The 18,687-nt window shown below is 65.2% G+C and carries 20 protein-coding genes; 5 read left to right on the top strand and 15 right to left on the bottom strand.

All coding sequences use genetic code 11. The annotated features are described in order from the left end of the window. Position 1: 1 nt before the first annotated feature. From QMO14_RS13105 to QMO14_RS13035, 15 genes are all read right to left on the bottom strand, one after another. Positions 2 to 1,168: a Gfo/Idh/MocA family protein gene (locus QMO14_RS13105; RefSeq protein WP_301507646.1), complete on the bottom strand. Its 1,167-nt coding sequence runs from the start codon at positions 1,166 to 1,168 to the stop codon at positions 2 to 4. 149 nt (positions 1,169 to 1,317) lie between these two features. Next, positions 1,318 to 2,280: a substrate-binding domain-containing protein gene (locus tag QMO14_RS13100; protein WP_301507645.1), complete on the bottom strand. Its 963-nt coding sequence runs from the start codon at positions 2,278 to 2,280 to the stop codon at positions 1,318 to 1,320. Between the two features lie 43 nt (positions 2,281 to 2,323). Then, entirely contained in the window at positions 2,324 to 3,334 is a 1,011-nt protein-coding gene (locus QMO14_RS13095; protein WP_301507644.1) for an ABC transporter permease, read from the bottom strand. A gap of 167 nt (positions 3,335 to 3,501) precedes the next feature. Next, positions 3,502 to 5,022, bottom strand: a complete 1,521-nt coding sequence (locus QMO14_RS13090; protein WP_301507643.1) for a sugar ABC transporter ATP-binding protein — start codon at positions 5,020 to 5,022, stop codon at positions 3,502 to 3,504. Then, positions 5,019 to 6,188, bottom strand: a complete 1,170-nt coding sequence (locus QMO14_RS13085) for an ROK family protein (protein ID WP_301507642.1) — start codon at positions 6,186 to 6,188, stop codon at positions 5,019 to 5,021. The genes QMO14_RS13090 and QMO14_RS13085 overlap by 4 nt, the downstream gene beginning before the upstream one ends. Positions 6,189 to 6,423: 235 nt before the next feature. Next, positions 6,424 to 6,843: a F0F1 ATP synthase subunit epsilon gene (locus QMO14_RS13080; protein ID WP_125952254.1), complete on the bottom strand. Its 420-nt coding sequence runs from the start codon at positions 6,841 to 6,843 to the stop codon at positions 6,424 to 6,426. A gap of 12 nt (positions 6,844 to 6,855) precedes the next feature. Then, entirely contained in the window at positions 6,856 to 8,256 is a 1,401-nt protein-coding gene (atpD, locus tag QMO14_RS13075; protein WP_301507641.1) for a F0F1 ATP synthase subunit beta, read from the bottom strand. 149 nt (positions 8,257 to 8,405) lie between these two features. After that, positions 8,406 to 8,792, bottom strand: coding sequence for a hypothetical protein (locus QMO14_RS13070; RefSeq protein ID WP_301507640.1), 387 nt, complete (start codon positions 8,790 to 8,792; stop codon positions 8,406 to 8,408). Positions 8,793 to 8,880: 88 nt separating this feature from the next. Beyond that, positions 8,881 to 9,756, bottom strand: coding sequence for a F0F1 ATP synthase subunit gamma (gene atpG, locus QMO14_RS13065; protein ID WP_301507639.1), 876 nt, complete (start codon positions 9,754 to 9,756; stop codon positions 8,881 to 8,883). A gap of 33 nt (positions 9,757 to 9,789) precedes the next feature. Beyond that, positions 9,790 to 11,343 (bottom strand): F0F1 ATP synthase subunit alpha, encoded by a 1,554-nt coding sequence (atpA, locus tag QMO14_RS13060; RefSeq protein WP_301507638.1) that lies wholly within the window; start codon positions 11,341 to 11,343, stop codon positions 9,790 to 9,792. 48 nt (positions 11,344 to 11,391) lie between these two features. Beyond that, entirely contained in the window at positions 11,392 to 11,922 is a 531-nt protein-coding gene (locus QMO14_RS13055; protein WP_301507637.1) for a F0F1 ATP synthase subunit delta, read from the bottom strand. Between the two features lie 8 nt (positions 11,923 to 11,930). Further along, entirely contained in the window at positions 11,931 to 12,401 is a 471-nt protein-coding gene (locus QMO14_RS13050; protein WP_301507636.1) for a F0F1 ATP synthase subunit B, read from the bottom strand. Between the two features lie 82 nt (positions 12,402 to 12,483). Continuing rightward, positions 12,484 to 12,750 (bottom strand): F0F1 ATP synthase subunit C, encoded by a 267-nt coding sequence (gene atpE, locus QMO14_RS13045; protein WP_170855569.1) that lies wholly within the window; start codon positions 12,748 to 12,750, stop codon positions 12,484 to 12,486. A gap of 57 nt (positions 12,751 to 12,807) precedes the next feature. Further along, positions 12,808 to 13,677 (bottom strand): F0F1 ATP synthase subunit A, encoded by an 870-nt coding sequence (gene atpB, locus QMO14_RS13040; protein WP_301507635.1) that lies wholly within the window; start codon positions 13,675 to 13,677, stop codon positions 12,808 to 12,810. 4 nt (positions 13,678 to 13,681) lie between these two features. Continuing rightward, positions 13,682 to 14,167, bottom strand: coding sequence for an ATP synthase subunit I (locus QMO14_RS13035; RefSeq protein ID WP_301507634.1), 486 nt, complete (start codon positions 14,165 to 14,167; stop codon positions 13,682 to 13,684). 157 nt (positions 14,168 to 14,324) lie between these two features. Here QMO14_RS13035 and QMO14_RS13030 point away from each other — a divergent pair, with 157 nt between their 5' ends. From QMO14_RS13030 to QMO14_RS13010, 5 genes are read left to right on the top strand one after another with little or no spacing between them, the layout of a single operon-like run. After that, positions 14,325 to 15,233 carry a D-amino acid aminotransferase gene (locus QMO14_RS13030; protein ID WP_301507633.1) on the top strand — a complete coding sequence of 303 codons (909 nt, stop codon included), beginning with the start codon at positions 14,325 to 14,327 and terminating at the stop codon, positions 15,231 to 15,233. Then, the gene (locus QMO14_RS13025; RefSeq protein ID WP_301507632.1) at positions 15,230 to 15,541 is read left to right on the top strand and encodes a YbeD family protein; all 312 of its coding nucleotides are present in this window, start codon (positions 15,230 to 15,232) and stop codon (positions 15,539 to 15,541) included. Before QMO14_RS13030 ends, QMO14_RS13025 begins: the two co-directional genes overlap by 4 nt. A 31-nt stretch (positions 15,542 to 15,572) precedes the next feature. Next, complete coding sequence (gene lipB, locus QMO14_RS13020; RefSeq protein WP_301507631.1) at positions 15,573 to 16,274, top strand: lipoyl(octanoyl) transferase LipB; 702 nt, start codon at positions 15,573 to 15,575, stop codon at positions 16,272 to 16,274. 7 nt (positions 16,275 to 16,281) lie between these two features. After that, positions 16,282 to 17,286: a lipoyl synthase gene (lipA, locus tag QMO14_RS13015; protein ID WP_301507630.1), complete on the top strand. Its 1,005-nt coding sequence runs from the start codon at positions 16,282 to 16,284 to the stop codon at positions 17,284 to 17,286. Beyond that, complete coding sequence (locus tag QMO14_RS13010) at positions 17,283 to 18,683, top strand: glycosyltransferase (protein WP_301507629.1); 1,401 nt, start codon at positions 17,283 to 17,285, stop codon at positions 18,681 to 18,683. The genes lipA and QMO14_RS13010 overlap by 4 nt, the downstream gene beginning before the upstream one ends. Positions 18,684 to 18,687: the final 4 nt, after the last annotated feature.

Raw genomic sequence — 18,687 nt, 5'->3', positions numbered from 1 at the left:
GCTACCAGGGCGTCCACTTTAATTCGCTTTTCGCCGAAGCCACCGTGCGTTCGATGAAGCGCACGCCCCGCGCGCCGTCCTCCACGCGCGGATAGTCGGCGGCCAGCAGGTCGGCTACTCGCCCTTCGAGCCTTGCGCGGATGTCCGCCGCCACGCCCGCGTACACGTTCGCGAAGGCTTCGATGAAGCCTTCCGGGTGCCCCGCCGGCAGCCGGCTCGCGCGCTTCGCGGAATCGCACAGCCATGGCGCGCCGCGCGTGAGCACCTGCAGTGGCCCGTCGTGCGGCAGGTGCACCAGCCGGCTCGGCTGCTCCTGGTGCCATTCGAGCGTGCCCAGCGTGCCCGACACGCGCAGGCGCAGGTCGTTTTCCAGGCCGGTGTTGATCTGCGAGGCCACGAGCACGCCGCGCGCGCCGCCCTCGAAGCGCAGCAGCAGGCTGCCGTCGTCGTCGAGCATGCGGCCCGGCACCAGCGCGCCAAGGTCGGCGCAGAGGCTTTCGATCTGCAGTCCGGTGACGGTGGCCACGAGGTTCTCGGCGTGCGAGCCGATGTCGCCGATGGCGCCGGCCGCGCCGCTGCGTGCGGGGTCGGTGCGCCAGTCGGCCTGCTTGTTGCCGCCGCTGCCTTCGACGTGGCTCGCGAGCCAGCCCTGGTTGTATTCGACGACGACCTTGCGCACCTCGCCGATCAGACCCGAGCGCACCATCTCGCGCGCCTGCCGCACCATCGGATAGCCGGTGTAGTTGTAGGTGACGCCGAACACCGTGCCCTGCTTCGCCACGGTCGCGACCAGCGCGTCGGCCTGCTCGCGCGTGTGCACCAGCGGCTTGTCGCACACCACGTGGAAGCCCGCTTCGGCAAAGGCCTGCGCCACCGGGAAGTGCACGTGATTGGGCGTGACGATCGACACGAAGTCGATGCGCTCGCCCTGCGGGCGCTTCAGCTCGTCGGCCAGCAGCGCCTGCCAGTCGCCGTGGTTGCGGTCATCGGCCAGGCCGAGGTCGCGGCCCGAGGCGCGTGCCTTGTCCGGGCTCGACGACAGCGCGCCGGCCACGAGTTCGATCTGGCCGTCGAGCGCCATGGCCTTGCGGTGCACGGCGCCGATGAAGGCGTCGCGGCCGCCGCCGACCATGGCGTAGCGCAGTTTGCGGGGAGGTGTGTCGGTCATCAATCGTCTCGGTGTTCGTGGTAACTGTCCCCTCTCCCTCTGGGAGAGGGCTAGGGTGAGGGCATCGGCGGTTGCACGCACACAGCCTTTGCCATCGCCGTCGACCCTCACCCCAACCCTCTCCCCAAGGGGAGAGGGAGCAAGACGCCTCAGAACGGCGAATTCGGGTGATAGAACTCTTTGGCGTTTTCCTTGGTGATCAGCACCGAAGGAATGATCGTGGTCGCCGGCAGCTTCTCGCCCTTCAGGCGCGCCTCGGCCGTGAGCTTGATCGCGTCGTAGATGAACTTCGGCGAATAGCTCACGTCGGCGGTGATGCGCTTGTCCTTGCCGTCCATGATGGTCTTGACCATGCCCTTGGCGCCCGCGCCGCCGAAGATGATCTTGATGTCGTCGCGCTTGGCCTGCTCGATGGCCTTGAGCACGCCCACGGCCATGTCGTCGTCGGCGGCCCAGATGGCGTCGATGTTCTTGAAGCGCGTGAGGTAGTCCTGCGTGACCTTGAAGGCGTCGTCGCGGTTCCAGTTCGCGTACTTGGCATCCAGCAGCTTGATGTCGGGGCTGCCCTTGAGCACGGCGTTGAAGGCGTCCATGCGCTCGTTGTCGAGCGTGGTCGCGATGCCGCGCAGCGCCACCACGTTGCCCTTGCCGCCGAGCTGCTTCACGATGTATTCGGCCGGGATCTTGCCGAAGGCCGTGTTGTCGCCGGCCACGTACGCATCCTGTGCGCTGGTGTCGGTCAGGCCGCGGTCCACCACGGTCACGTAAGCGCCCTTGGCCTTGACCTGCGCCACCGGCTTGGTCAGCGCGGCCGACTCGAAGGGGAACACGACCAGCGCGTTGATCTTGGTGACGGTCGACAGGTCCTGCAGCTGGTTGGCCTGCTCGGGCGCGTTGGCCGCCGTCTTGATGGTGATCTTCAGGTCCTTGTGCTCCTTCTCCAGGTCCTTCTTCGCCTGGTTGGCCCAGTAGTTGATGCCGCCCATGAAGCTGTGCGTGGCGGCCGGAATCGAAACGCCGAGGTTGACCTTCTCCGCGGCGAGCGCGGGCAGGCTGGCGAACGCGGCGGCGGCAACCGCGGTGAGTGCGAGGCGTCGGGTGAAAGTCGTCATGCTGGATGTCTCCTCTTGGTTGATGGAACGGAACGGAAAAGAACTAGCGCCTGCCGCGTTGGAGGAACGCGACGATGATGATCACGAAGCCCTGCACCGCCGCGTTCAGGTACACGCTGATGATGCTGGTGAGGTTCAGGATGTTGCTGATGACCGAGAGCAGGATCGCGCCCACCACGGTGCCGGTGATGCTGCCCGCGCCGCCCTTGAGCGCGGTGCCGCCCACGATCACCGCGGCGATGGCTTCGAGCTCCCACAGCAGGCCGGTGGTCGGCGAGGCCGAGCCCAGCCGCGGCACGTACAGCAGCGTGGCAATCCCCACGCACACGCCGAGCAGCACGTAGGTGAGGATCTTCACGCGGTCGACGTCCACGGCCGCGTAGCGCGCCACCTGCTCGTTCGAGCCGATGGCCTGCACGTAGCGGCCGTAGGCGGTGCGGTTGAGGATCAGGCCGCCCACGATGGCGACGATCACGAACACCCATACCGGCACCGGAATGCCCGCGAGGCTCGCGTAGTACACGGGCGCGTAGAGGTCCGACAGATCGTTGTCGAGCGTGAGCGCGCCGCCATCGGCGAAGTACGTGAGATACGCGCGAAAGATGCCCAGGGTGCCCAGCGTCACGATGAAGGGCTCGATGCGCCCCTTGGTGATGAGCAGGCCGTGCGCGAGGCCGAACACCGCACCGAGCACCACCGCCAGCACCGCACCCATCACCACCGCCAGCAGCGGCGAGCCCGAGGCCGGGCCGGCCCAGTTGATGAACATGATCACGCTGCCCGCGATGAGCGCGGCCATGGAGCCCACCGACAGGTCGATGCCGCCGGAGATGATCACGAAGCACATGCCCACCGCGATGATGCCGATGAAGGCCGTGCGCGTGAGTACGTTCATCGCGTTGTCGACGGTCGCGAAGTCGCTGTTGAGCAGGGTGCCGGCGATGCACAGCAGCACGAGGCCGATGACCGGGCCGAGGCCGTGCAGGCGCTCGGTCCAGCGCGGCTTCGTCTCGGCACGGTGCGTTGTTTCGGCGGAATCGGAAGTGGAGGCCATGTCTTTATCGATTCGTGAGGGCGTGCAATTGCAGTTGCAACTCGGCAGCGAGCGCAGCGAAGCTCATTCGGGAAACACCGCGGAACCGGCTTCGCCGGGCCGCTGGTGTTGCTCCCTGCAAGGGGGTTGGCGCAGCGACACGAAGTGCGCGAAGCCTGGGGGTGAGCTCATCTGGTTCCGGTGGCATGAGCGATGAGCTCCTCTTCTGTCAAATGGTCCGCGTCGAGCGTGGCGACGATGCGGCCCGCGCGCATCACCGCGACGCGGTGGCACAGGCCGATCAGCTCCATCAGCTCCGACGAGACGACGATCACCGCGAGCCCTTCGCGGGCGAGTCGCTGGATCAGGAAATAGATGTCGCGCTTGGCGCCCACGTCGACGCCGCGCGTGGGCTCGTCGAGCACCACCACCTTGGGCTGCGGCTGAAGCACCTTGGCGAGCGCGAGCTTCTGCTGGTTGCCGCCCGACAGCGACGACGCCTTGACGTCGAGCGAGCCGGTGCGGATGCCGTAGTCCTTCACCGCCCCGGCCAGCGCACCGCGCTCGGCCTCGGGCCTGAGCCAGGGCTGGGCGTAGCGCTCGAGCGCCATCAGCGTGAGGTTCTGGCGCAGGCCGAAGTTGACGTGCAGGCCCTTACCCTTGCGGTCTTCGCTGAGGTAGGTGAGGCCGTGCTTCGCGGCATCGCGCGGGTTGCGCCAGCCCTTGTCGTGGGGCACGGGCTTGCCGAGCATCTCTACGCTGCCGCTCGCGGGGCGCAGGCCGAGCAGGCCTTCGAAGAGTTCGGTGCGGCCCGCGCCGACGAGGCCCGCGAAGCCGAGGATCTCGCCGGGGCGCACTTCGAAGCTCGCGTCCTGCGCCCAGCCGGGCACGCAGAAGCTGCGCACGCGCATGGCGGGCGCGTCGGCGGCGACGACCACGTCGCGTGGCGGGTAGAGGTCGGCCAGTTCGCGGCCCACCATGAGGTTGGCCATCTGCTGGCGCGTGACTTCGGCAGTGGGCGCACGCGCGACGAAGCGGCCGTCGCGCATGACGATGACTTCGTCCGTCACCTGTTCCACTTCGTCGAGCTTGTGCGAGATATAGACGATGGTGACGCCATCGCCGCGCAGCTGGGCGATGAGCTTGAACAGGCGCTCGGTCTCACCCGGCGTCAGCGTGGCCGTGGGCTCGTCCATGATGAGCAGGCGCGCGCGGCGAGCGATGGCTTTCGCGATCTCGACGAGCTGCTTCTCGGCGACGATGAGCTTTCGCACCTTGGTGCGGGGATCAATGTTCAGGCCCACTGCTGCAAGTGCGGTGGCGGCGTCGCGCTCCATCGAGGCGTCGTCGAGCAGCCAGCCCTTCTTTTTTTCGTGGCCGAGGAAGATGTTCTGCGCCACGCTCAGGTCTTCGGCGAGATTGAATTCCTGGTGGATCAGCACGATGCCGAGTGCTTCGGCATCGCGCGAGCTCGCGAACTGCTGCGGCTGTCCGTTGACGCGCAGCGTGCCTCCGCTCAGCGGCTCGTAGCCAGCCAGGATCTTCATCAGCGTGGACTTGCCCGCGCCGTTCTCGCCGAGCAGGCCGTAGACGCGGCCGGGCGCGAGCGCAAAGCTCACGCCGTGCAGCACCTGCACGGGGCCGAAGGCCTTCACCACCCCATCGAACTCGACGGCGACGCTGCCCTTGATGTTCTCGGCCGCGTTCATGGTGCCACTCCGCGGGCCTTCAGGGTCTCCTGCATCGCGAGCACGCCGGCGCCGATCAGGCCGCCCTGCATGCCCAGCGGCGTGTACTGAATTTCCAGATGCCGCGTGGAGAGCGCCAGCGAGCGCTGGTAAACGCTCTGCCGCACGGCCGCGAGGAACAGCGGGCCGATGCGCGTGATGCCGCCGCCGATGAACACATGCGACGGGTTGAAGAAGTTGACGACCGACGCGAGCATCTGTCCGATCAGGCTGCCCGCGCGCTGGATGATCGCGTTGGCGGCCGTGTCGCCGCCACGGCTGGCCTGGCCCACGTCGATCGCATCGATGCGGCCGTGCTGGCGCAGCACTTCCGCCAGTGCGGCGCTCTCGCCGGCCTCGGCCGCCTGCATCGCCATGCGCGTGATCGCCGGGCCGGCGGCCATCGCCTCGACACAGCCGAGGTTGCCGCAGTGGCAGCGCGGGCCTTCCTGATCGACGCAGATGTGGCCCACGTCGCCGGCCGAACCGGCGGCGCCGCGGTACACCTGGCCGTGGCAGACGATGCCGCAGCCGATGCCGGTCCCGATCTTGATGACGAGGAAGTTCTGCAGCGAACGCTTGAGGCGCCACAGCTCGCCGAGCGCCATGAGGTTCACGTCGTTGTCGACGAAGACGGGCGCGGCGTAGTCCTCGCGCAGGTAGTCGCGGATCGAGAAGCTGTCCCAGGCGGGCATCAGCGGCGGGTTCACGAGCTGGCCGATCTCGAAGTTGACCGGACCAGGCACGCCGATGCCGATGCCGAGCACGTCCTTGGGGCCGTGGCCGCACCGGGCCAGCAGTTCGCGCATCAGCGCGCGCACGCGTGCCAGCACCACGGCCGGGCCTTCGCGCACGTCGGCGGGTTCGTCGTGCTGGGCAAGAACGCTGAGGTCGGGCCGCAGCACGGCCACGTCGAGGCTGGTGGCGCCGATGTCGACGCCGATGAGCACGCCGAGCCCGGCATGAAGCTGGAGGTTTTCGGGGCGGCGTCCGCCCGAGGAGCGCTGCAGGCCGGCTTCGGCGAGCAGGCCCTGGTCGACGAGGCCGGCGATCAGCCCGTTTGCCTTGCTCTTCGAAAAGCCCAGCTGCTCAGCCATGGCATGGCGCGAGCCGCCGGCTGACCAGAAGGTCGTTTCCAGCAAACGCATTTCGTCCGCAGTGATGCCACTCCAGGGTGCCACGCGCCGTCCTTGTCTCCGGTGTTCTTTGTCTTGCGTCCGCAACCGTGGCTGCTGGACGAAGGCGAATACTAGGCGGCGGGCTTCAGCCGGACAAGGCCGAACTTCGGCCTAATTCAGGCCAAATGGAGATACGACAAAGAACAGAGCAGACGGAAAAAAGCCGCCTCGCGGGCGGCTTTCCTTTGTGCTCCGGGAGGGGAGCTTATTTCTTCTGACGATACTTGCGCAGCGCGGCGATCTGGGCGGCCATCACGGCCAGCTCGGATTGGGCCATCGCGATGTCGATGTCGCTCTTCGCGTTCTTCAGCGCCTCTTCGGCTGCGGCCTTGGCCTGATTGGCCTTCTCGTCGTCGAGGTCCTTGCCGCGGATCGCGGTGTCGGACAGCACGGTGACGGCGTTCGGCTGCACTTCGAGAATGCCGCCGGCCACGAAGACGAACTCTTCCTTGCCGTCGGCGGTTTCGATGCGCACGGCGCCGGGGCGGATGCGCGTGATCAGCGGGGTGTGGCGCGGATAGATGCCGAGCTCACCGGCTTCACCGGGCAGCGCGACGAACCTGGCTTCGCCCGAGAAGATCGACTCTTCCGCGCTGACCACGTCCACATGAATGGTGCCTGCCATGGTGATTCCTTCTTAAGCGACCTTCTTGGCCTTCTCGAACGCTTCGTCGATGCTGCCCACCATGTAGAACGCTTGTTCCGGCAGGTGGTCGGCTTCGCCGTTCACGATCATCTTGAAGCCACGGATGGTTTCGGCCAGCGGCACGTACTTGCCGGGCGAGCCCGTGAACACTTCGGCCACGTGGAACGGCTGCGACAGGAAACGCTGGATCTTGCGGGCGCGGGCCACGGCCAGCTTGTCTTCGGGAGCCAGTTCGTCCATGCCCAGAATGGCGATGATGTCGCGCAGTTCCTTGTAGCGCTGCAGCGTGCCTTGCACGGCGCGGGCCACGTTGTAGTGCTCTTCACCGACCACGTTCGGGTCGAGCTGGCGCGAGGTCGAGTCCAGCGGGTCCACGGCGGGGTAGATGCCGAGCGAAGCGATGTCACGCGACAGCACCACGGTCGAGTCCAGGTGGGCGAAGGTGGTGGCGGGCGACGGGTCGGTCAAGTCGTCGGCGGGAACGTACACGGCCTGGATCGAGGTGATCGAGCCGACCTTGGTCGACGTGATCCGCTCCTGCAGGCGGCCCATTTCCTCGGCCAGCGTCGGCTGGTAGCCCACGGCGGAAGGCATGCGGCCCAGCAGAGCCGACACTTCGGTACCGGCCAGCGTGTAGCGGTAGATGTTGTCCACGAAGAACAGAACGTCACGGCCTTCGTCGCGGAACGACTCGGCGATGGTCAGGCCGGTCAGCGCCACACGCAGACGGTTGCCCGGGGGTTCGTTCATCTGGCCGTAGACCATGGCCACCTTCGAGTCCTCGAGCTTCTCGAGGTTCACGACGCCGGAGTCGGCCATCTCGTGATAGAAGTCGTTGCCTTCGCGGGTACGTTCGCCCACGCCTGCGAACACCGACAGACCCGAGTGAGCCTTGGCGATGTTGTTGATGAGCTCCATCATGTTCACGGTCTTGCCCACGCCGGCACCGCCGAACAGCCCCACCTTGCCGCCCTTGGCGAACGGGCACACCAGATCGATCACCTTGATGCCGGTTTCCAGCAGGTCCTGCGAGGGCGACAGTTCGTCGTAGGCGGGAGCCTTGCGGTGGATGGAAGCGGTGAGCTCCTGGCCCACGTCGCCGCGCTCGTCGATCGGGCGGCCGAGCACGTCCATGATGCGGCCCAGGGTGGCCTTGCCGACCGGCACGGTGATGGGAGCGCCGGTGTTGGTCACGATCAGGCCGCGACGCAGGCCGTCGGACGAACCCAGTGCAATGGTGCGCACCACGCCGTCGCCGAGCTGCTGCTGAACTTCGAGAGTCAGGCCACCGCCTTCGAACTTCAAGGCGTCGTACACCTTGGGCATCTGGTCACGCGGGAACTCCACGTCGACCACGGCGCCGATACATTGGACAATTTTTCCTTCAGCCATGGCGTTTCCTTCTGGATGGATCTCAATAAATTTGCGACAGGTTCTTGCAGAAGCGTCCTGCTGCCAAGACGGGCCGCTTTTGCAAGAAGGCCGGACGAGCCGGCATCCTTGAGTTTCTCTTTGCCGTCGTTGCCTTCAGCTCTTCTTCATCAGCACTTCATGGCCGTCGCCTGTGCGGCGAAGGCGTCCGAAGCAGCCTTGCAGGCCTGACCCAGCGCAGCCTTGTCGGCGCCCATCGAAGCCCAGGTGGCCTTCGTCTGGTCGAGGCTCGCCTTCATGGCGTCGGCAGCGGCACCGCTTTGCGAAGCAACGCAGGTCTGCACCTTGGCCAGGTAGTCGTTGCATTCCTGCGGCAGATCGGCGGCGGATGCCGTCGGAGCTGCGGCGGGAGCAGCCGCCGGCGCTGCTGCAGGAGCGGGCGCCGGGGCCGCAGGTGCAGCGGCGGGAGCCGGTGCAGCAGGCGCGGGCGCCTCTTCCTTCTTCGAGCAGGCGGTCAGAGCGGCCGCAACAACCACCAGAGCAAGCATCTTTTTCATTTTGCGCAGAGTCCCCTAAAAAATGCCTTGGGTTATCAGGGGCGCGGAACGCCCCTGATCAGCAACGCGGCCTGTTGCATTGCTTCAATCAAACGCCCGCCGCGGCGGCGGCGCCGGACACGATTTCCGACAGTTCCTTCGTGATGCCGGCCTGGCGGGTCTTGTTGTAGACCAGCTTCAGCTCGTTGATCACGTTGCCTGCGTTGTCGGTCGCGGCCTTCATGGCCACCATGCGCGCCGAATGCTCGGACGCCATGTTCTCGGCCACGGCCTGGTACACCAGCGATTCCACGTAGCGCACCAGCAGCTCGTCGATCACGCTCTGCGCGTCGGGTTCGTAGATGTAGTCCCACGAATGATGGCCCGGCTCGGTCTGCAGCGTCTCGGCCTTCAGCGGCAGCAGCTGCTCCACCATCGGCTCCTGCTTGATGGTGTTGATGAACTTCGTGTAGCACAGGTACACCGCCGACAGCTTGCCTTCGGCGTAGGCATCCAGCAGCGTCTTGACCGGCCCGATGAGCTTGTCCAGATGCGGCGTGTCGCCCAGCTGCGTCACATGGGCCACCACGCGGGCGCCGATGCGGTTCAGGAACCCCAGGCCCTTGTTGCCGATGGCGACCGACTCGACCACGTTGCCCGCTGCCTGCGCTTCGCGCAGCTTGCCCGTGACGGCACGCAGCAGGTTGGTGTTCAAGCCGCCGCACAGGCCCTTGTCGCTGGTCACGATGATGAAGCCGACGCCCTTGGCATCGGTCGTCTTCATGAAAGCGTGGGTGTACTCCGGGTTCGCCTTGCCGAGATTGGCCGCGATGTTGCGGATCTTTTCGCTGTAGGGGCGAGCGGCGCGCATGCGTTCCTGCGCCTTGCGCATCTTGGAAACCGAGACCATTTCCATGGCCTTGGTGATCTTCTTGGTGTTTTCCACCGATTTGATCTTGCCGCGGATTTCCTTACCAGCTGCCATGAGAGCTCCTTCTTGCGTCGGTCAAGGCGTCGATCAGGCGAACGACTTCTTGAACGAGGTAACGGCGGCCAGCAGTTCGGCTTCCGATTCCTTGTCGAGAGCCTTGGCCTTCTCGATCTTGTCGAGCAGTGCGGCGTGGCTGGACTTCAGGAACTGATGCAGGCCGTGTTCGAACGGCAGCACCTGCTTGATTTCGAGGTCGTCCATGAAACCCTTGTTCACGGCGAACAGCGACGCGCCCATCAGCGAGATCGGCAGCGGGCTGTACTGCGGCTGCTTCAGCAGTTCGGTCACACGGGCACCGCGGTCGAGCTGCTTGCGGGTGGCTTCGTCGAGATCGGATGCGAACTGCGCGAACGCAGCCAGTTCACGGTACTGCGCCAGGTCGGTACGGATACCGCCGGACAGGCCCTTGATGATCTTCGTCTGGGCCGACGAACCCACGCGCGACACCGAGATACCGGCGTTGATGGCGGGACGGATACCTGCGTTGAACAGGTTGGTTTCCAGGAAGATCTGGCCGTCGGTGATCGAGATCACGTTGGTCGGAACGAAGGCGGACACGTCGCCGGCTTGCGTTTCGATGATCGGCAGCGCGGTCAGCGAACCGGTCTTGCCCTTGACTTCACCCTTGGTGAAGGCTTCGACGTAGTCGGCGTTCACGCGGGCGGCGCGCTCGAGCAGACGGCTGTGGAGATAGAACACGTCGCCAGGATAGGCTTCGCGGCCCGGCGGACGGCGCAGCAGCAGCGACACTTGACGGTAGGCAACAGCCTGCTTGGACAGGTCGTCATAGACGATCAGCGCGTCTTCGCCGCGGTCGCGGAAGTATTCGCCCATCGTGCAGCCCGAGTAGGCCGACACGTATTGCATGGCCGCCGATTCCGAAGCGGAAGCCGCAACCACGATCGTGTAGTCCATGGCACCGGCTTGTTCCAGCGCGCGCACCACGTTCTTGATCGACGAAGCCTTCTGGCCGATCGCAACGTAGACGCAGGTCATGTTCTGACCCTTCTGGTTGATGATCGCGTCGATTGCCACGGCCGTCTTGCCGGTCTGGCGGTCGCCGATGATCAGCTCGCGCTGGCCGCGGCCGACGGGCACCATCGAGTCGATGGACTTCAGGCCGGTCTGCATCGGCTGGTCGACGGACTTGCGTGCGATCACGCCGGGCGCGACCTTCTCGATCACGTCGGTCATCTTGGCGTTGATCGGACCCTTGCCGTCGATCGGCTGACCCAGTGCGTTCACCACGCGGCCGATGAGCTCGGGACCCACGGGCACTTCCAGGATGCGGCCCGTGCACTTGACGGTGTCGCCTTCGGAGATGTGCTCGTACTCGCCCAGAATCACGGCGCCGACGGAGTCGCGCTCAAGGTTCAGCGCCAGGCCGAACGACGGGGTGCCGTCTGCCGTGGGCGGGAACTCGAGCATTTCGCCCTGCATCGCGTCGGACAGGCCATGCACGCGCACGATGCCGTCCGTCACCGACACCACGGTGCCTTCGTTGCGGATGTTGGCGCTGACCCCGAGGCCCTCGATGCGGCTCTTGATCAGTTCGGAAATTTCTGCGGGATTGAGTTGCATGACTCTTTCCTTCTTTCTTTGAGGCTACAAGTAGAGGACTGGAAACCGTCAGGCCGCCAGCGCAACTTTCATTTGTTCAAGGCGCGCTTTGACGGAGGTGTCGAGCACCTCGTCGCCGACCACCACACGGATGCCGCCGATCAGTTCGGGTTCTTGACGAACCGAGACCTGGAGCTTGCGACCGAAGCGCTTCTCGAGCGCGGCCGACACGTTGGCCAGTGCCGCGGCTTCGATCGGGAAGGCGCTGTAGACCACGGCGTCGGACGAACCGCTCTTCGCGTTGGCGAGCGCCCGGAACTGCTTCGCAATTTCCGGCAGCACCGAAAAGCGCCCGTTCTCGAGGAGCGCGGACAGGAAGTTCTGGGCAGGGGCGGCCAGCGGTGCACCGAATGCACCGGCGACCACGCCGACCACCTGTTCGGCCGTGGCCTTGGGGTTGTCGGCGAACTGCTGGAGCTCCGGATTGGCCGCGATGGCGGCAATCTGTTCGAGCCAGGCGCTGGTTCCGGCGACGTCGGACGACGACGCCTTGAAGAGCGCCTCGGCGTAGGGGCGTGCAATGGTGGCGAGTTCTGCCATGGCTTCTATCAGAGTTCGGTCTGCAGACGGGCGAGCAAATCGGCGTGAACGCCCGCATTCACTTCCTTGCGCAGAATCTGCTCTGCGCCCTTGACTGCCAGTGCCGCGACCTGCTCGCGCAAGGCTTCACGGGCCTTCAGCGCCTGCTGGTCGGCTTCGGCGCGTGCGGCTGCAACGATCTTGTTGCCTTCCTCGGTCGCGCGGGCCTTGGCCTCTTCAACGATGGCCTGGGCGCGACGTTCGGCGTCGGCAAGACGTTGCGCGGACTCGTTGCGCGCCTGACCCAGTTCGGCTTCCACGCGCTTGTTGGCGGCGGACAGCTCGGACTTGGCCTTGTCGGCGGCAGCGAGGCCTTCGGCGATCTTCGCGGCGCGGTCGTCCAGCGCCTTCGCGATCGGCGGCCACACGTACTTCATCGTGAACCCGACCAGGATCAGGAACACGATCATCTGAACGATCAGGGTACCGGTAATGCTCACTTTTCACCCTCTCTATGGGATTGAATCGAAGCCATTCGCTAGCAGGGCCAGGGAACGACGACGCAGGTCCGACGAGAAAGACTTACTTCGGCAGGTTGGCGATTTGCGACAGGAACGGGTTGGCCGTTGCGAACCACAGGGCGATACCGGTGCCGATAATGAACGCGGCGTCGATCAGACCAGCCAGCAGGAACATCTTGGTTTGAAGTTCACCCATGAGTTCGGGCTGACGTGCGGCCGACTCGAGGTACTTGCTGCCCATGATGCCGATGCCGATACATGCGCCCACAGCGCCCAGACCGATGATCAGGCCGGCGGCCAGTGCAACAAAGCTAATAACTTCCATGATGACTCCTAGAGGACTTTGGTTGAAGAGAAAACAGAAAACAAGAACGAAAACTGATGATCAGTGGTGATCGTGGGCCTGGCCGATGTAGACCAGCGTCAGCATCATGAACACGAAGGCCTGCAACGTGATGATCAGGATGTGGAAGATGGCCCAGGCCGTGCCCGCGATGATGTGGCCGATGGCCAAGCCGATGCCGGTGGCCGACATGGACCAGGCTCCGCCCATCAGGGCGATCAGCAGGAAGATCAGTTCGCCGGCATACATGTTGCCGAACAGACGCATGCCGTGCGAGACCGTCTTGGCGACGAACTCGATCATCTGCATGGCGAAGTTGAAGGGGTACAGCGCCCAGTGGTTGCCGAAGGGGGCGGTGAACAGTTCGTGGACCCAGCCGCCCGCGCCCTTGATCTTGATGTTGTAGTAGATGCAGATCAGCAGCACGGCCACCGACATGCCCATGGTCACCGAGAGGTCGGCGGTGGGCACGACGCGAAGGTAGGCGTGGTGCGGGTCTTCACCGGCGAGATGGAAGATCTTGGCCCAGATCGCCGGGAACAAATCGACCGGGAACAGGTCCATTGCGTTCAGCAGGAAGATCCACACGAAGATGGTGAGCGCCAGCGGGGCGACGAACTTGCGGCTGGTGGCGTTGTGGACGATGCCCTTGGCCTGCTGGTCGACCATTTCGACGAGCAGTTCGACAGCCGCTTGAAAACGGCCGGGAACACCCGAAGTGGCCTTGCGGGCAGCCAGCCAGAGCAGCCAGCAACCAAGGATACCGAGCGTGATCGAGAAGAAAAGAGAGTCGAAGTTGAAAACCGAGAAGTCGGCCACACCTCCGGGCTTGGAGCTTTGCAGGTGCGTCAAGTGGTGAACGATGTATTCACCCGCGGTCTGACCATGTTCCGCAGCGTTTTCAGCAGCCATTCCGTTACTCGTCTCTCAGTTTCCGGCGCCGGGGCGAGAACATCACCGCCAACCAGGCCGCCTTCATTGTCACCACCAAACCGATCAGCATTGCTGGCCAGCTCAGCGCCGTTATCAGCCTCGGCGCGGCGATCAGCATCGCCACGGACAAGGCCATCTTGACCATTTCCCACAGGAAGAACCCGAACACCGCAGTACCCGGATTCAGGGAGGAAAACCGGCCGGTCAGCCCGCGCGCGAAGACCGCCGATGGAACAACCACCGCGATCGCGCCATATGCGGCGGACCAGCCCAGATTTTGCCTCCCCGTCAGTCCCCAGGCGGCCAAAGCCACCACCAGACCGACAACCAACTGACCCGCGATCACCCGCCACGGGGAGATCGATGGGTTCTTTGCTCGCAGTTCACGCGCCTCATCGGCGGTCAACGGCTTGAATTCTGCGTCGAGACCTTCTGCGGTCTCCGGGTCATGACGGGCGATTGTTTTCATTTCGAATGAAGCCCGGATGACGACCCAGAATTTCTACAAAGCCATTGATTATAAGTAAAAACCCAGCCAGTCCCGCCACCCGCGCTGTCCCGCACGCAAATCCGCGCTGCATTCCCTGACGGGAGCCCGACACGGCGAGCGCAACCATAATTCCTTCATGCACCCTATCACCGACGCCCTGCCCGCCACTCTTTGTTACCTCGATGGCGAATACACAGCGCTGCGCGACGCGAAGATCAGCGTCCTCGATCGCGGCTTCATTTTCGGCGACGGTGTCTACGAGTACGTCCCCGTCTACTTCGGCCAGCCCTTCTGCTTCGAGGAGCACATGGCCCGCCTCGATCGCTCGCTCGCCGAGTTGCAGATCGAGAACCCGCTCTCGCTCGCGCAGTGGCGCGAGATCGTGATGCGCCTCGTCGCACCCGCAGGCGATGCGCCGCAGTCGGTGTACTTCCAGGTGACGCGCGGCGTGGCTCCGCGCGACCACGCGATGGTGCGCGGCCTGCGCCCCACGGTGTTCGTGATGGTGAACCCGCTGCCGCCCATCTCCGACGCCATCCGCGCCAAGGGCGTGGCCTGCGTCACCGCGGCAGATTTCCGCTGGCAGAAGGCCCACATCAAGAGCACCAGCCTGCTGGGCGCCGTGCTCGCGCGGCAGATCAGCGTGGAGGCCGGCGCGGCCGAAACCATCATGTTCCGCGACGAGTTGCTCAGCGAGGCCTCGTCGAGCAACGTGTGGATCGTGAAGGACGGCACGCTGATCGGCCCGCCCAAGAACAACCTCGTGCTCACCGGCATCCGCTACGGCCTCTTCGAGCGCATGAGCAGGACGCTCGGCATTCCCTTCGCGCTGCGCCCCATCTCGCGCGAAGAAGTGTTCGCCGCCGACGAAGTGCTGATTTCCTCGGCCAGCAAGGAGCTGCTGCCGGTCGTCATGCTCGACGGCAAGCCTATTGGCAACGGCCGGCCCGGCCCCATCTATGAAGCCTTGTTCAAGGCCTACCAGGAGGCCAAGGTCCACAACGCGCAAAAGCAGAAGCAGCAGAAACACGGAGTCACGGCATGACCGACAGCAACACGACCACCACCGAAACCACCTCGATCCCCGATCCGCGCAAGGAATCGCTGATCGAGTACCCCTCGCAGTTTCCGATCAAGGTGATGGGCGCCAAGGTCGACGGCTTCGTGCATGCCATCACGCAGATCGCCGAGCGCTTCGACCCCACCTTCGACGCCACCACCGTCGAGCTGCGCGACAGCAAGGCCGGCAACTACCTCGGCGTGACCATCACCGTCACGGCCACCAGCCGCGAGCAGCTCGACGACATCTACCGCGCGCTGTCCTCGCACCCGATGGTCAAGGTCGTGCTTTGACCCGCGAGCTGTCCGCGCGGCAAGCCATGCAATGACAGGCACCGCAGCCATCGCCAGTCCCGCCATCGAGCTGCGCCCGCTGGGCCGCGTCGACTACGCCGGCACCTTCGCGGCGATGAAGCAGTTCACGCTCGAGCGCACGCCCGATACGCCTGATGCGCTATGGATTTGCGAGCACGGCCCGGTCTTCACGCAAGGCATAGCGGGCAAGCAGGACCACATCCTCAACCCCGGCGCCATCCCCGTCGTGCAGACCGACCGCGGCGGCCAGGTCACCTTCCACGGCCCCGGCCAGGTGGTGGCCTATCCGCTCATCGACCTGCGCCGCGCGGGTTACTTCGTCAAGGAATACGTCTACCGCATCGAGGAATCGGTGCTGCGCACACTGGCCCACTTCGGTGTCACGGGCCACCGCGTGGCGGGCGCGCCGGGCATCTACGTGCGGCTGGACGACCCGTTCTCCCACGCCGCGCTGACCGGCCCCATGCCTGCGGTCGACCCGTTCCGCGGGCTCGGAAAGATCGCCGCGCTGGGCATCAAGGTGAGCCGCCACGCCACCTACCACGGCGTGGCGCTCAACGTCCGGATGGACCTCGAACCCTTCTCGCGCATCAACCCTTGCGGCTATGCAGGGCTGCAAACGGTCGACCTTTCTACAATCGGCATCCAAACCACATGGGAAGAAGCCGCCGCGGTACTGAGCCAGAAACTCGGTACCTTCCTGGCGCCTTGACACATCGATGAGCACCACAGAAGTCGTCCGCGACGCGCAAAGCGCCGAAACCTACAACCCCCTGGCAAAGCAGAAGGCGGCAGCCAAGCTGTCGCGCATTCCCGTCAAGGTGGTGCAAAGCGGCGAAGTGCTCAAGAAGCCCGACTGGATCCGCGTCAAGGCAGGCAGCCCCACCACGCGCTTCTACGAGATCAAGCAGATCCTGCGCGAGAGCAACCTGCACACCGTCTGCGAAGAAGCCTCGTGCCCCAACATCGGCGAATGCTTCGGCAAGGGCACGGCCACCTTCATGATCATGGGCGACAAGTGCACGCGCCGCTGCCCCTTCTGCGACGTGGGCCACGGCCGTCCCGACCCGCTCGACAAGGACGAGCCGATCAACCTCGCGAAGACCATCGCCAATCTGCGTTTGAAGTACGTGGTCATCACCAGCGTGGACCGCGACGACCTGCGCGATGGCGGCAGCCAGCACTTCGTCGACTGCATCAGGAACATCCGCGAGCTCTCGCCCACCACGCAGATCGAGATCCTCGTGCCCGATTTCCGCGGCCGCGACGACCGGGCCCTCGAGATCCTCAAGGCCGCGCCGCCGGACGTGATGAACCACAACCTCGAGACCGCGCCGCGCCTCTACAAGGAAGCGCGCCCCGGCAGCGACTACCAGTTCAGCCTGAACCTGCTCAAGAAGTTCAAGGCGCTGCACCCCAGCGTGCCCACCAAGAGCGGCATCATGGTCGGCCTCGGCGAGACCGACGAGGAGATCCTGCAGGTCATGCGCGACATGCGCGCCCACGACATCGACATGCTGACCATCGGCCAGTACCTGTCGCCGTCGGGCTCGCACCTGCCGGTGCGCCGTTACGTGCATCCCGACACTTTCAAGATGTTCGAGGAAGAGGCCTACAAGATGGGCTTCAGCCATGCGGCGGTGGGGGCGATGGTTCGGTCGAGCTATCACGCGGACCAGCAGGCAGGACACGTTCTGGCCGGCGCCGCGCCGGCGCTCGATTGACCTTTCCGGAGGCCCTCTCCAACCCGGACTCCACGAAGCCCGGCAAGCCCCTGCACATCCTGCTGGCGATGTGCTATCTGCTGCACCGCACAGGCGCGGAGATGTTCACGCGCGACCTGGCGATGTGGCTGCGCCGCCGCGGGCACGCCGTCACGATCTTCGCGACGGCTTTCGGCGACATGGCGAACGAACTGCGCTTCGCCTCCATAGCCTGCGTCACAGACCTGGCCGACATGGCGGCGCGGCCGGACGTGATCGTCGGCAACACGCACCAGGAAACTGTGCGTGCCCTGATGCACTTCCATGACATACCAGTCGTCACGATCTGCCACGACCGTAGCGACGATCATGGGCGACCCGCGCAGTTTGCGCAGGTCGTGCGCCATGTGGCGGTCGACGAGAACTGTGCGGAACGGCTGGTGCACGAATTCGGCATCGCGCGCGAACGCATCGAGCTGATACAGAACGGTGTCGACCTTGCGCGCTTTCCCAGGCGAGGTGAGCTGCCCGCAAAACCACGGACGGCGTTGGTCTTCAGCAACTATGCCTCGCACAACTCGCAGCTGGAGGAAATCCGCGCCGCCTGCGTGCAGCGCGGTCTCTCGCTGGACGTGATCGGTAGCGGCACGGGCAATCACCTGCCCGATCCGGCCGAGGCGCTCGGACGCTACGACATCGTCTTCGGCAAGGGCCGCTGCGCGACCGAGGCGCTGTGCACCGGCAATGCGGTGGTAGTTCTCGATCCGGTCTGGGGCATGGGAGAAATGGTGACGGCGGCGAACGTTGCTCACTCACGCCGCTGGAATTTCGGCCGGGCGTTGCTCGTGCGACCCATCACGCGCGAAACCGTGGGCGCCGCACTCGACCGTTACGACTCACAGGACGCAGCCCGGGCCGCGAGCTGGATGCGTGCCACGGGCGGGCTGGATGTCACGCTCGGTGCACTCGAAGACTGCATGCGGAGCGCGGTGCTGCAGCACCCTGTGATCGAAGTGCCCGCGGGCCAACGGGCGGAGGAGGCTTCGCGCTACGTGGCGGACTGGATCCGCCGCGGCTATCCGTCGGCAGCGCACGTGAACATCGCGTCGCTGCATCAGCATGTTGCGGGGCTGCAGCAGTCCTTCAACGAACATCAACACATGTACCAGGCGCGGATCGAACAGCTTGAAGCTCAAGCCATACGACAGCAGGCGGAGACCCGGCTGCAGATAGAGCAGGCGCGCGCCGACGCGGACGCGCGCATCTCGGAAGCCGAGCACAAGACCCATCAGGCACGCGCCGAACTCGCGCAACTCCAGGCGCAGCTGCGCGAGGTCTACGCCAGCCGTTCATGGCGCGTGACGAAGCCGCTGCGCCGGATATCGACCCTCGTGCAATTCAACGCCCCTCGCTCATGAAATC

Source organism: Variovorax sp. CAN15 (genome assembly GCF_030462475.1).
GTDB lineage: Bacteria > Pseudomonadota > Gammaproteobacteria > Burkholderiales > Burkholderiaceae_C > Variovorax.
Note: the sequence above shows the minus strand (reverse complement) of the source record. Positions and strands in the feature narration are given on the sequence as shown.